This window comes from Pseudoalteromonas sp. XMcav11-Q, from assembly GCF_040104525.1.
Classification (GTDB): Bacteria; Pseudomonadota; Gammaproteobacteria; order Enterobacterales; family Alteromonadaceae; genus Pseudoalteromonas.
Map to the genome: position 1 here is coordinate 185,878 of NZ_JBECOX010000006.1, position 12,603 is coordinate 198,480.

The following is a 12,603-nucleotide window of genomic DNA, read 5'->3' on the forward strand; positions in this document are numbered from 1 at the left end:
ACACACTCTCCTTAAACTCGCATTAACCTCGAGTTTGTATGCTGATATCAGAACCGCATCAATGGTTCTACAGCTAAGTTAACTCTCTTGCGCCGAAATCGGCAAGCTAAAATAGAAAGTAGAGCCTCTCCCTACTTCCGTTTCGACCCATATGCGACCATGGTGTCTTTCGACGATTTTTTTACAAATAGCAAGTCCAAGTCCTGTACCGGCATATGCGCTACGACCATGTAATCTTTCAAAAAGATTGAAGATCTGCTCACTAAATTCAGGATCAAAACCAATCCCGTTATCCTTAACGGCAACGATCAGTTCATTTGCTTTACGTTCGCTGCTAATCGAGACCCGCGGCGTTCTTTCTGGCGCACTAAATTTAATCCCATTATTGATTAAGTTTAGCAGCACGCGTTGCAACTGCCTACGGTCTCCAAAAACATCACCAAGCCCTGTGGTATCCACTTGAGCGTTTGACTCTTTAATCACTAACTCAAGATCCAGTAAGGTTTCAGCTAACGCATTATCGCCATCAAATGATTTAAATGACTCACCTTTACGGTCAATCCGTGAAAAACTTAGTAGCCCTTTGATCAACTTTTGCATTCGCTCCGCAGAATCCATCATACGCTTAAGGTAGGACGCATGTCTTTCATTTAGTCCCTCTGCAGAGCATTGGATCCGATCACCGAACATTTGGATTTTTCTAAGCGGCTCTTGTAGATCATGGGATGCTAAAAAGGCAAAACGCTCCAGCTCTTGATTCGACTCATGTGCTTTTTCAAGTGCTATCGTCAGTAATTGCTCAGCAGTACGACGCGAAGTGATCTCATTTTCCAACGCCTCGGTACGCTTGGTAACTTTTTGCTCTAGAATTGCGTTAAGCTTTTTATATCGCTCAGATTTAGCCAGCACATAATTAACCAACGTATTACGAAACTTCAATGCACAACTTACTTCAGCTTCCGTCCAAGGGTGAGATTTGCACTTAACATTCTCGACCCACAACTTAAACGAACTACGCGGCATTAAACGGTGACTACCATCATCCAAAAACTCAATGGATTTTTCAGGCTTCCCTCCCCAGTTTTTGGTTTGAATAACTTCCTTTCTAAACCACATAATAAAGTGATTAGCATCCGCAGAAAGTGGCATCAATAGCACGCCACTCGCCGTTTTCGCAAATGTTTTAAATGTTTCGTTAAGTTCACCTAAGCTATGACAATAAAAAATGGAGTCATCACCAAGTTGATGCTCCGCAAGCCAGCGGTAGATACTCTCAATATCCGCCTTTGCAGGAGTTTGCCCGTAGCACTCCAAATCACTTTCAACACGCCACGCAACACCGCTGGATTTCATCATTTCTTGCAATGCCGCGGATTCATAGCGCAGGCCATCTACAAAAAAGATCTCTTTTGCCATACGCTCAGTAACAGACGAGCTCAATGTCAGGGCTTTGGCTTCTGCCATTGCTTCTAAAGACGAAATTTTAAGAGAAATTAAGTAAGATAGCATCAGCCCCATATACTGAGCGACTTCACGGATGTTAAATGGCACTACGTGCTTTTCGTAGTGGTGGCAGGCAATCAGCCCCCAAAGCTTACCAGCAACGATAATGCTGATAGACATGGTTGCCTGAACGCCCATATTGCGTAAATATTGGCAGTGAATTGGCGAAACACTACGTAAAATACAGGCACTTAAGTCAATTGGCTTATCTTGCGGATAAAGCAGTGAATTTTCACTGTCAACATCAGCAAGCAAACGAATAGGGTTTCTTAAATATAGCGCTCTTGCTTGCTTTGGAATGTCAGACTCAGGAAAATGTTGGTTTAAAAAGGAATTAAGATCATTACGCTTCGATTCTGCGACCACCTCACCATTATACTCGTGATCAAATTTATACAGCATCACCCTGTCAAATTGCGTTAACTCTCTAATTTCTTCCACAGCCATCTCGAACGAGGCTTGTAAAGATTGAGAGTCAACCATACTAGACAGTGAGTGCTTCATAAGGTGTTGCATTGAATGATTGATTTCAACGTCTTGCGCCGTGTTTTGCTCAAGCTCTAAAATGAGACCAGCTTCGTTTTGACTTGCAACTACAGAAAGTTCAACCCACTTTGCATCCTTGGTTTTTATGGTGGCCGTCATCGGATTCAAACGATGGATTTCAGAGGAGTTAGCATTACTGGCTAACAACTCAAAAAAAGGAGACTCAAAAATCGTTTCAGCATGAGTATTGACTAAAGCGCTAGGCTCAAGCCCTACAAGTTCGGCAAAATTTTCGCTAAAGTAGCGTAGTGTTAATGTGTTGGTGTCGAATAGCAATAAATAGCCATGCGGCTGAATTGAACCTGGAATATGAATTGGCTCTTTATGACAATTGTCTAGTGTTGCTTCGAACTTCTCCACCTTTTATACATCCTCTCCTTTTACCTAGCTTTACCATCCTATCACGGATCCCCACCTAGCATGCAAGCTGTTCAGAGTAGATATGCGTTCAGTTCACAAAGCGATAAAATGCGATTAGACTTACACAATCACGAAGTAAAAAGTAAGTGTATTATGACAACCACAGTAAAGTGTCCAACCTGCCAACAGGCTGTTGAATGGTCGGATAAAAGTCCATTTCGTCCGTTCTGCTCAAAACGCTGTCAATTAATTGATTTAGGTGATTGGTCTGACGAATCAAATACGATTTCTACACCGATGAAAAGTGGTGAACTTACGCCTCAAGATGCGGAAAGTTTGATTGAAGATATAGAAGCGATGCTGGCAAAAAACAACGAAAACTTTTTTAAAGAATAAATCTATAGGCCGAGTATCTCGGCCTTTACTCACTCATAACTACTTGCTTAGAAAAGCAAAAACCAAGCACAGTAAAATCACTAGTCACCTTGTTCTACTTGCTCTTCTTCCGTCTTTGACTCTGAACTTCTCACTTCATTTTGGTAAGTTTTAGCAATATGCCCTGCTCCTTCCAAAATATCACTTAATTGGATCCGACAAATTTCCGACAATTTAATTAAGGTACCTAAGCGAAATGAGCTTGTTCCGTTAAGATAGTCGTCTAGTGTGGTGAGACCTATTCCGAGCTTCTGGCTAATGGTTTTTTTAGTATAGCCTTTACGCTTTTTGAGTTCTTTTAGCAGTTCTCGGATCCTAAGTGTCACCTCGTATTCTTCAGGTGTCTGCATGTCTCCCTCAGTGATACCTAGTAACAAACAGCCAACAACAAAGAATACCCTTAGTTACTCAGAAGAAAGCAAAAGTTATTGGAAAGTTTGTGCGCGTAAATTAAGAATTTTTCAATTCGACACTATTTCAAAGAGTTGTCCGCAGACTTGCTAGATGTACTCTTAATCGAAAAATATCACAACGCAAACATGTTATCAACATGTAACTTAAACCAGTACAAACCGTTGTAATATTTTATACACTGATTCCAAGGAGTCAGTTCTCTACATCAATCTGGAATACAAGCTCTCATTTTATAGGAAGGTGACAAAGGCTTGAAAATGATAAGGTCCTTACTGGGAAGGTAAGGACTAAGTTAGAAAGACTTAATTTGCTTTTTTATGGCCTTTGTGGCTACGACGTGACTTAAGTGCTTGGAGCTTATCGCGCTGCTCTTCATTCAATACATGGAATACTTTGTGACGAGTTTCCATTGAAAGTAGCGCCCACGCTTGTTTTTTATCTTGGCCTTTTTCCAGTAAAAGTTGCGCTTGAACCTTATCAAAGGCTGGGGCTGCCATAAGTGCTTTCATTTCTTCACGATAAGTTGAATGTGCTTCTTTCCCGCTTTCTTTTAGCGCTTTTTTTGCAGTTTTGTAATCCGCATAAATTGTCTTTAGTTGGTCTTGCTGCGCTTCTGTTAGCTCTAATAACTTCTGGCCTTTATCAGATAGTAGCAACCTTGCTGAGTGCTCAAGCTGCCCGCCCATAGGTCCCGCGTTTGCAGTGAAGCTAAAAGTCGATACACCAAGTGCTGTAACTAATGCTAAAGTAGATAGTAATTTCATGGTATTGGCTCCTTGTTCGCCATTGCTTTGTCACTTCCAAATTTAGCAAGCACAAAGAAAAGGAACGTCAGACAGAGGTAAAGTTTTGTCAGTGCTTTGCAAAAAAAAGCAAAGGCAATTTACATAAGGCGTTGAAGTAAGATGTAATATGCTAGAGCCGAACTATTCAGGCCAACGCCAATCAACAATGCTGGACTAAGTATGACAATGAAACATTCCATTTTACTTATTGATGACGACCAAGAACTTTGCAGCCTGTTAAAAGAATACTTTACTGCAGAAGGCTTTGAAGTGGCGATGGCCCACACAGGAACAGAAGGTCTACAGCTGGCATTAAAGCAAAATTTCGACCTGATATTGTTAGACGTAATGCTTCCCGAAATGGATGGTTTTGAAGTACTAAAGGCGTTACGTGTCCAGAAGATGACACCTGTTATTATGCTAACGGCAAAAGGCGATGACTTTGACCGCATCTTTGGTTTGGAGCTAGGTGCTGACGATTATATTCCAAAACCGTTTAACCACCGCGAACTACTCGCACGCGTTAAAGCTATTACCCGACGCGTCGATCATTATAAACAACACAGTCCGGACGATACCTTTACTATCCACCAGCTGCGTTTAGATGTGGCTTCGAGAAGTGCTACTGTTAATGGCGAGGTGCTGTCGCTGACGGGCACCGAATACGAGGTGTTACACTTGCTAGTCAGAACTGCAGGAGAAGTGGTCGACAAGCAGACAATTTCACGACAAGTATTAGGCCGGCCACTCGTGCCTTATGATCGCTCTATCGATATGCATGTCTCTAACGTTCGCAAGAAAATTGCCGCATTAAGTGAACACACTTATATCAAAACGATCCGCGGCGCTGGCTATATTTTTCTAAAGGCGTAATGAATGAAGCGGTACTTACTTGTTAAGGTTTTTGCCTGGTTTTGGCTCACTATCATTGCCACTATGTTGTTGTTGCTTGGGATCAGCATGCTACAACCTGATGTTGTAGAAACTCACCGCATCTCAAAACCCATGCTGCAAAATCTAAAACAATTAGAACAAGCGTTAATACGCGCAAGCGAGCGCCCCAACTTTGAGTTGAATAAGGTTGCCAAACTGCGTAAAAGGAAGGCGCGCAATATCTATTTAAGCCATCGCGATGCCGAAAAAAGCGTTGTCGCCGATCCCAATATAAAAACGCTGAATTTAGATTTACTCAGCTTTACCGAAGATGCCAAACCGGTCGCTATTTTTACCCCAGAGTACAAGGCTTTTGGCCCCCTAGAACTTACACTTCAAGGTGAAAGTTATCGTCTTTATTTAATTTTTGAAAACCATACCCCAAGTGCACTCATCAAATTAAGAACCCTACCGCTTTGGGTAAAAATCGCGGTCGTGCTAGGCGCAAGCTTATTACTGTGTTTTTGGTTTACTCGAGATCTATTGTCGCCAATTAAAGAGCTACAAAAAGCCGCTGCAAAACTTTCCCGTGGAGAATTGTCGAGCAGAGCCGATATAAATACCAAGCGCCAAGACGAGCTCGGTCAACTGGGTCATGATTTTAACTTAATGGCTGATAAATTAGAGTCTTTAGTTAACAATCAAAAACGCTTGCTTGCTGATATATCCCATGAACTACGCTCACCGCTCACCCGCTTACAAATGGCCACAGGCCTCGCTGCAGGCCATGCCACAGCGCAAAGCCAAAGTTATATCGAGCGCATTGAACGTGAAGCTCAGTTAGTTGAAAATATGCTCAGCGATATTTTGCATTTATCTAAGCTCGAAGCGGATCAAGTGCCAATCGATAAGCAGATAATTAAGTTCAATGAGCTGCTCGACCCGATATTGGAAGATGCACTGTTTGAGGCACAACAATTAGGGAAGGACCTTGTCGTCACAGCACTACCCGAGGCAACACTTTATGGCGACCCAATGCTACTTAACCGCGCATTCGAAAACATTATTCGTAACGCAATTAAGTATGCGACTAGCCTTATTAATGTCGATATTGAGAGTGACGGTAATCAGTTGCTATGCACTATCAGTGATGATGGTAAAGGCGTAAGTGAAGACATGCTCGACAAGCTTTGCATTCCATTTTTCAGAGTGTCGAGCGCACGTACGCCAAGCAAAAATCAAATGGGCGGGTTTGGGCTGGGTCTTGCCATTGCGCAGCACGCGTTAAAAGTACATGATGCCCATATCGAATTTAGTAATAATGTTGGTTTGCAAGTCAGCATTCGAATTCCATTACACAGGTAGCCATGTTTTATAGCCAAAGTCAGCAACTTGAATCACACCTTCCGGAAATTGATGAGCACTGGCAAGGCTGCCAAAAAGGCTTTTTTGATACCCCTCATGGTAGGCTATTTTACGCCTACCACATTCCAGAAAGGGCAACGTTCAGCCTGGTGTTGGTTAATGGCCGTATTGAGTCTGCTCATAAATACAGAGAATTGCTGTGGGAGTTTGCGCAAAACAACATAGCGGTATTTACCTATGACCATCCAGGACAAGGCTACTCGCCGCGATTACTTAAAGATAAGCAAATCGGCTATGTTAGACGCTTTGAAGATTATGCTGCAACGCTGCACTGCTTTATGGATCAAATCGTTGCCAAGCAGAACACCTTGCCACTTTTTATATTGGCACATTCAATGGGCGGTGCCATTACCTGCGATTATTTAACATTATTTGCGCCTCATAACATAGAGGGAGTCTATTTATCAGCCCCGATGCTTGGGATCAATACGACTCCCTACCCGACTTGGTTTGCCGAGGGACTTGCGGGCTCAGCTTGTTTATTTGGACTAGGTAAGCATTATGCATTGGGACAGGTGCACTACCACAACAAACCTTTTCAAGATAATGACCTTACTGATTGTCCAATTAGATATGCGCTATTTAGAGGTTTGTACGATCAATTTCCCGAGCTACAACTCGGTGGTGTTAGCTTTGCTTGGTTATACACGGCTCTACATAAATGCCGCTCGTTTCAAGATATTAAGCTAGATCTGCCAATCCGTATCGCGACAGCCAGTGAAGACAGCATTGTTGATAATCAGGCGCAAAGTCAATTTGCCGCGCACAGAGACAATGTGACAGTTACAGAGTTTATCGGGAAACACGAACTACTTTGCGAGCAAGATAATACCCGCAAAGCCGTGCTAGATGATTTTTATGCGTTTACAGCCGAGCTACTTAGCGCTAAAGAAACTGGGTCTTGATGGATAAGCACGTCCATCTCACAATCAAACTCTTCTTTAATGCTAGCAACCACCTCATCCGCAACCTGATGCGCTCGCATTAGCGGCATATCATCATCAAGCTCTAGATGCAGTTGAATAAATTTGATTTTGCCACCTTGTCTGGTACGCAAATCATGTACTCCGTAAACATCCTCATGACTCGACGCGATAAGTATGATCTGTGCTTTTTCTTCGTCTGGCAGCTCTTTATCCATCAAGTGCGCAGCACTTTCCTTGGCAATATCCCAACTGTTATAAAGTAAATACATCGCCACCAAAATACCAAAAATCGGGTCGGCGTAACCTACACCATAAAAGTTAAGCAATACCGCTAGGAGCACCGCGAGGTTTAATAAAATATCGCCCTTATAATGTAACGAGTCGGCCTTAATGGCGATGGACTGCGTGCGTTTAACGACTTGATACTGCACCGCAACCACCAACAAAGTACACACTATCGCAAATAAACTCACCCACACACCAAACAATGAATGTGGAATGTGGGTTGGATTGATAATGCGCTCTACACCATGAAAAGCCAATAAACTCGCAGAGCCCGCGATAAAGGCTGCTTGTCCAAGCCCAGCTAATGCTTCAGCCTTTCCATGACCAAATCGATGATCATCATCCGCAGGACGCAGTGCGTAGCTCAGTACAAAAAAATTCATTAAAGAGGCGCTAATATCAAGCAGTGAATCAGTTAAAGAGCCGAGCATAGCGGCACTACCTGAAGACAGCCAAGCCCAACACTTAGCTGCGATCATCAATCCCACCATTATGATGGTAAAGACACTCGAAAACCTAACCCAAAATTCATAGCTGCGATCCACTGGCACCTCATTTTTTCATGTTATTTAATCTGACGGAAAGCCTAAACCTCTAACTAGTCGTCAAACCACTCGCAAAATGCCACGGCATCGCGATGCTGTTATATTACAGGGTAATGCTTTGAAATGAAAAACAGATTACGGTTGTATAGTTTTTCACAACAGTCGTACTTTAAAAACTGGGTAATACCTTTCACTCTATCAAGCGCAGCACATATAAATATCGACAAGTATCAGCTATACTGCCGGGCAAAATTTAATTGAGGCCTATCATGTTAGATATCGTTTTATACCAACCCGAGATCCCGCCTAATACAGGCAATATTATTCGTTTGTGTGCCAATACAGGATATTCACTACACCTGATAGAGCCGCTAGGATTTGAATGGGATGATAAACGAGTAAGACGTGCTGGCCTTGATTATCATGAATTTAGCGAAGTAGAGCGCCACCCAAACTTTGAAGCATACTTAGCCAAACGAAGTCCAAAGCGAGTGTTTGCCTGCACGACAAAAGGTACCAAGTACCATCATGAAGTAGCCTATGAAGCAGGTGACTGCCTATTGTTTGGCCCTGAAACTCGAGGTTTGCCAGAAGACATTATTTTTTCACTGCCTGAGCCTCAGCGAGTCCGTATTCCAATGCGCCCCGATAGTCGCAGTATGAACCTATCTAATGCTGTTTCCGTTTTTGTCTATGAGTCTTGGCGACAACTTGGGTTTGCTGGCGCAAAGTAAAAATAGCGCCTAGCCTCTGCTGCATAGGAGCAAACTTGAGGCACAAAAAAGGCGCCTTACGACGCCTTGCTAACTTTAATTTACATTAACTATAGGGATTCTTTTAAATTTCTGCGTGGTGCAAAATCGTACCAACAATATCACTGAATTTATTTGCTGGTTTCATTGAATTTACTGCACGTCCACAGGCTTTCATCATATCGATTAGGTCAAAATAACCGACTGGATGCTGAGTCACTTCATCAATAACAAGTAAAAACTCGAAGCCACCTTCTTCCATTGTTTTTAGCACATTGCCAACCACAGTTTGGCTAGTTTGTTTTAAGGTGATTTGACGAAGATCTGATAGTGGGATCATGACATCATTGACGTTTAAATCACGTCTTGTACAACCGCGTCTTTCTGCAATACTCAACACGTAGCGACTGCCAATTCTTGCATTAGAGATCATACCAATAAGCTTTTCTTTACTATCAACGACAAAGCTTGCTCTGCGGTGCGTTTTATCCAGCACTAACGTAGCTTCATCTATGCTACTGTTTTCATCAATATGCTGCATAGGTGCTAAATGTAGATTGTGCATTAGGCAATGTGCTGGCGCTTGCTCTAGGTTGTCAGTGTTACAAGCTGGGAAGTTATTTTCAGCAAGTTCATAATTTGCAACAGGTTGAGTTTTCAATACTGTGTAAGTGTTCATAGATCACCTCTATCTTTAAAATTAATTAAGCACGGAAAAGGACTAAATTAATTTGCGACAGGTGGTGCTCTAATAGACTCACATACTGAGTTTGAATAAGAATAGGTGGGTTGCGATTGCGCTATGATAAAGCTACTAGCAACCACGAAACGATGGGTTGTTGATACAACGCAATCATCTAAATCAGGGCTGGAGTTCGAATTGTCTAGGTCAACAACGATAGGCGCGATTGAAAGCGTGGTATCACATTTAGCAGCATCGGCCGTTGACACTGTCAACAGACTCAACATACAAAATGTAATCATCCAACGAATTAACCGCATAGTATTCTCACTTCTACTGCCCTACTTTGAGTTTATGGGCAGTTTCTTGCGTTTACAAGTATTATTTCTAATCTATTTACTAAGCTTCTAAATATACTAAGGTTAATTTTCATACGCACACTCAGGCACTGTGTGAGCTGAGATGAATTGTTACTAATCTCCTGTTTGTGGCGCGCTGTTTAGCGTTATACTAACGCTGACATTTTTGATATGAGCCTTAAATCAAAAGAATTAAATCATACCAATTTGCTTAATTAAGTGAGCTATTTTGGGGCGAGAAAACCTTGTCGATAACCAGGCGAAAACTTTACTATTTATTTGTTTTAAATGAGAAATTTTTAACGCAGTTAGCGTCAGATTTGCTCCTTCAAATTGAGCAAGTATTAAGACAAGTTGGTATTACAACACGAGGTGTACAGTGCAACTATCACGCGGTATCGAGTACTTTATTGCTGGTTTTTCTTTAATCACCCAAAAAGGATTAAAACGCTTTGTATTTATTCCTTTAACAATCAATGTACTGCTATTTGGTGCATCACTCTTTTTTCTTTATGACTGGCTGACTCAAGGATTTACTTATCTCAACGGATTATTACCAGATTGGCTCAGTTGGCTGGAATGGCTAATGTGGCCAATTGCTATCTTAGTGATACTTTTCAGTTATAGTATGATTTTCACGGTGATAACCAACTTTATTGCTGCGCCTTTCAATGGCTTACTCTCCGAAAAAGTAGAACTTTACCTGACCAACCAACACATCAATGATGATAAGTTAATTGATACCATAAAAGATGTGCCGCGAATGTTGGGTCGAGAATGGACCAAACTCTGCTACTACCTTCCACGTGCACTCGGCTTTTTCATCTTACTTTGGATGCTGCCTATCGTTGGGCAAATTTTATGGATTATGTTTACGTGTTGGATGTACAGCGTGCAATATAATGATTATCCGTTTGATAACCATAAAATTCATTTCAAGCAAATGAAAGATGATTTGAAAAGTAAACAAGGGCTGTCTTATGGCTTTGGCTTTGCGGTGTTTGTATTGACCTCAATCCCATTTGTTAACCTCATCGTGATGCCTGTTGCCGTTTGTGGCGCCACTAAGTTGTGGGTAGAGAACTATCGTCAGCAATATCGTTAAACAAATTGAGGTATGACATCGGACTGTAAAAATTCCATGATTTACTTACGCCTTTTACGCTTTGTTAGAATGAGGCAGGTATGCGCCAAATAATATGGATGATATGGTTGGTGGTTACGCTAACGGGATGCCAGACAACAAAGCAGTTTGATGTCGGTACACGGCCTCAATTTTTAGTCTCGCAACTTCCAGATGGTGAGCTTAAGGAAAAGCTTGCAAGCTGTTTAGATAAACCAATCAAGCGCACACGTTTTTCCATTGGACATCGCGGTGCACCACTTTTCTACCCTGAGCACACCAAAGAATCATACATTGCCGCCGCAAAAATGGGAGCTGGCACGCTCGAATGTGATGTTACTTTTACGAAAGACAAGACTCTCGTTTGCCGCCATGCACAATGTGACCTTCATGCGACAACCGATATCTTGCTACAACCTAAGCTTGCTTGCAAGTGCAGACAACCCTTCACACCAGCGGATCCAGACTCTGGTAAACTTGCGTCTGCTCAATGCTGCACCTCAGACATTACCTTAGCAGAATTCAAGCAACTAAAAGGAAAAATGGATGGTGTGAATACTCAAGCAACCACAGTAGCAGAGTTTGTCAAAGGCACTCCCAATTGGCGTACAGATCTTTATGCCAGTTCTGGAACCTTAATGACCCACAGTGAAAGCATTGCTTTATTTAAGCAACTTGGTGTAAATATGACTCCTGAGTTAAAAACACCAGAAGTGCCAATGCCATTTAATGGGTTAAGCCAAAACCAGCTCGCACAAAAAATGTTAGACGAATATACTGAGCACAATGTCCCCCCATCTCAAGTTTTTCCACAATCCTTTTCTTACCAAGATATTCAGTACTGGATAAAGCATGCACCAGAGTTTGCAAACCATGCCGTATTTCTTGATAGTAGAGAAGCTGGCGAACATTTTGATATTAACAAACCAAGTACTTGGCAACCGTCAATGGAAGACTTAGCCAAAAATAAGGTAAAAATTATCGCCCCACCAATTTGGATGTTAATTAGCGAAGATAAAAACGGCGATATCATTCCGTCGCAGTACGCCCTAGCCGCTAAACGTGCAGGATTAAAGATAGTTGCTTGGTCTTTAGAGCGCTCAGGCCCTTTAACGAGCGGCGGCGGTTGGTATTATCAATCTGTAAAAAACGCAGTTAAGCATGATGGCGATATACTTAGGGTGTTGGACATATTGGCAAAACAAGTTGGCGTAGTTGCTGTATTTAGTGACTGGCCTGCCACCACCAGCTTTTACGCCAGCTGCATGGAAATTGAGTAAATCAGTTGCATTAGACTAAGGCCCATTAGAAAGTCATTAGCACCTATTTAAAAAACTGAAAAATTTAGGTTTGTAAGTCCACAACAAAACCACCAAAATTGATGTAAGTGTTGCTGTGGCGAACCAATAAACTAGCCCTAAAGAGACACCCCACATCGCTGTAACAAAAGCCACCGTAATGAATAAAAGTAAGTATCCGAGTATCCTAAATCGTCGTTGTTGACCCACACCGAGTGCTCCGGCTCTGTTAGAGAGCTTCACCCTATGTCGTGACAAGGATAAATTCAACAATGCAAAGGCTAAGAAAAGT

Annotated in this window: 13 protein-coding genes; 7 read left to right on the plus strand and 6 right to left on the minus strand. The window is 42.1% G+C overall.

Features of this window, described 5'->3' with window-relative positions; translation table 11 throughout:
* Nucleotides 1-78: 78 nt before the first annotated feature.
* Nucleotides 79-2,409, minus strand: a complete 2,331-nt coding sequence (locus tag ABMY45_RS12000) for an ATP-binding protein (RefSeq protein ID WP_349288917.1) — start codon at nucleotides 2,407-2,409, stop codon at nucleotides 79-81.
* Nucleotides 2,410-2,562: 153 nt separating this feature from the next.
* Between ABMY45_RS12000 and yacG the strand changes: the two genes are divergently transcribed.
* Complete coding sequence (gene yacG, locus ABMY45_RS12005) at nucleotides 2,563-2,805, plus strand: DNA gyrase inhibitor YacG (protein ID WP_029215840.1); 243 nt, start codon at nucleotides 2,563-2,565, stop codon at nucleotides 2,803-2,805.
* Nucleotides 2,806-2,885: 80 nt separating this feature from the next.
* On the opposite strand, the gene ABMY45_RS12010 is transcribed toward yacG, so the two are convergent.
* Together ABMY45_RS12010 and ABMY45_RS12015 are read right to left on the minus strand one after the other, a co-directional pair.
* Nucleotides 2,886-3,194: a helix-turn-helix transcriptional regulator gene (locus ABMY45_RS12010; RefSeq protein WP_010606054.1), complete on the minus strand. Its 309-nt coding sequence runs from the start codon at nucleotides 3,192-3,194 to the stop codon at nucleotides 2,886-2,888.
* Nucleotides 3,195-3,560: 366 nt separating this feature from the next.
* Nucleotides 3,561-4,022, minus strand: a complete 462-nt coding sequence (locus tag ABMY45_RS12015; protein WP_102057397.1) for a Spy/CpxP family protein refolding chaperone — start codon at nucleotides 4,020-4,022, stop codon at nucleotides 3,561-3,563.
* A gap of 207 nt (nucleotides 4,023-4,229) precedes the next feature.
* On the opposite strand from ABMY45_RS12015, the gene ABMY45_RS12020 reads away from it, so the two are divergent.
* Genes ABMY45_RS12020 through ABMY45_RS12030 form a run of 3 tightly spaced genes read left to right on the plus strand, consistent with a single transcriptional unit; the run spans nucleotide 4,230 to nucleotide 7,246 of the window.
* Nucleotides 4,230-4,916 carry a response regulator gene (locus tag ABMY45_RS12020; protein WP_102057398.1) on the plus strand — a complete coding sequence of 229 codons (687 nt, stop codon included), beginning with the start codon at nucleotides 4,230-4,232 and terminating at the stop codon, nucleotides 4,914-4,916.
* A gap of 3 nt (nucleotides 4,917-4,919) precedes the next feature.
* Nucleotides 4,920-6,281 carry an ATP-binding protein gene (locus ABMY45_RS12025; protein ID WP_349288918.1) on the plus strand — a complete coding sequence of 454 codons (1,362 nt, stop codon included), beginning with the start codon at nucleotides 4,920-4,922 and terminating at the stop codon, nucleotides 6,279-6,281.
* Between the two features lie 2 nt (nucleotides 6,282-6,283).
* Complete coding sequence (locus tag ABMY45_RS12030; RefSeq protein ID WP_211866902.1) at nucleotides 6,284-7,246, plus strand: alpha/beta hydrolase; 963 nt, start codon at nucleotides 6,284-6,286, stop codon at nucleotides 7,244-7,246.
* Here ABMY45_RS12030 and ABMY45_RS12035 read toward each other — a convergent pair.
* The gene (locus tag ABMY45_RS12035; protein ID WP_082086207.1) at nucleotides 7,198-8,043 is read right to left on the minus strand and encodes a cation diffusion facilitator family transporter; all 846 of its coding nucleotides are present in this window, start codon (nucleotides 8,041-8,043) and stop codon (nucleotides 7,198-7,200) included. The two genes, ABMY45_RS12030 and ABMY45_RS12035, sit on opposite strands and share 49 nt — an antisense overlap.
* A gap of 323 nt (nucleotides 8,044-8,366) precedes the next feature.
* Here ABMY45_RS12035 and trmL point away from each other — a divergent pair, with 323 nt between their 5' ends.
* Entirely contained in the window at nucleotides 8,367-8,831 is a 465-nt protein-coding gene (trmL, locus tag ABMY45_RS12040) for a tRNA (uridine(34)/cytosine(34)/5-carboxymethylaminomethyluridine(34)-2'-O)-methyltransferase TrmL (RefSeq protein ID WP_088529872.1), read from the plus strand.
* Between the two features lie 103 nt (nucleotides 8,832-8,934).
* Here the strand turns inward: trmL and ABMY45_RS12045 are convergent, their stop codons facing one another.
* Nucleotides 8,935-9,528: a CBS domain-containing protein gene (locus ABMY45_RS12045; protein WP_211866916.1), complete on the minus strand. Its 594-nt coding sequence runs from the start codon at nucleotides 9,526-9,528 to the stop codon at nucleotides 8,935-8,937.
* Nucleotides 9,529-9,575: 47 nt separating this feature from the next.
* On the minus strand, nucleotides 9,576-9,851 hold the full coding sequence (locus ABMY45_RS12050; protein WP_010606046.1) for a hypothetical protein: 276 nt from the start codon (nucleotides 9,849-9,851) through the stop codon (nucleotides 9,576-9,578).
* Between the two features lie 418 nt (nucleotides 9,852-10,269).
* On the opposite strand from ABMY45_RS12050, the gene cysZ reads away from it, so the two are divergent.
* Complete coding sequence (gene cysZ, locus ABMY45_RS12055; protein ID WP_010606045.1) at nucleotides 10,270-10,995, plus strand: sulfate transporter CysZ; 726 nt, start codon at nucleotides 10,270-10,272, stop codon at nucleotides 10,993-10,995.
* Between the two features lie 80 nt (nucleotides 10,996-11,075).
* On the plus strand, nucleotides 11,076-12,293 hold the full coding sequence (locus ABMY45_RS12060) for a glycerophosphodiester phosphodiesterase family protein (protein ID WP_206472188.1): 1,218 nt from the start codon (nucleotides 11,076-11,078) through the stop codon (nucleotides 12,291-12,293).
* Nucleotides 12,294-12,603: the final 310 nt, after the last annotated feature.

Coding starts and splice junctions, on each gene's coding strand:
- trmL (WP_088529872.1), top strand. CDS start 8,367: ATGTTAGATATCGTTTTATACCAACCCGAGATCCCGCCTAATACAGGC.
- ABMY45_RS12050 (WP_010606046.1), bottom strand. CDS start 9,851: ATGCGGTTAATTCGTTGGATGATTACATTTTGTATGTTGAGTCTGTTG.
- ABMY45_RS12010 (WP_010606054.1), bottom strand. CDS start 3,194: ATGCAGACACCTGAAGAATACGAGGTGACACTTAGGATCCGAGAACTG.
- ABMY45_RS12035 (WP_082086207.1), bottom strand. CDS start 8,043: ATGGTGGGATTGATGATCGCAGCTAAGTGTTGGGCTTGGCTGTCTTCA.
- ABMY45_RS12025 (WP_349288918.1), top strand. CDS start 4,920: ATGAAGCGGTACTTACTTGTTAAGGTTTTTGCCTGGTTTTGGCTCACT.
- ABMY45_RS12060 (WP_206472188.1), top strand. CDS start 11,076: ATGCGCCAAATAATATGGATGATATGGTTGGTGGTTACGCTAACGGGA.
- yacG (WP_029215840.1), top strand. CDS start 2,563: ATGACAACCACAGTAAAGTGTCCAACCTGCCAACAGGCTGTTGAATGG.
- ABMY45_RS12020 (WP_102057398.1), top strand. CDS start 4,230: ATGAAACATTCCATTTTACTTATTGATGACGACCAAGAACTTTGCAGC.
- ABMY45_RS12045 (WP_211866916.1), bottom strand. CDS start 9,528: ATGAACACTTACACAGTATTGAAAACTCAACCTGTTGCAAATTATGAA.
- ABMY45_RS12030 (WP_211866902.1), top strand. CDS start 6,284: ATGTTTTATAGCCAAAGTCAGCAACTTGAATCACACCTTCCGGAAATT.
- ABMY45_RS12015 (WP_102057397.1), bottom strand. CDS start 4,022: ATGAAATTACTATCTACTTTAGCATTAGTTACAGCACTTGGTGTATCG.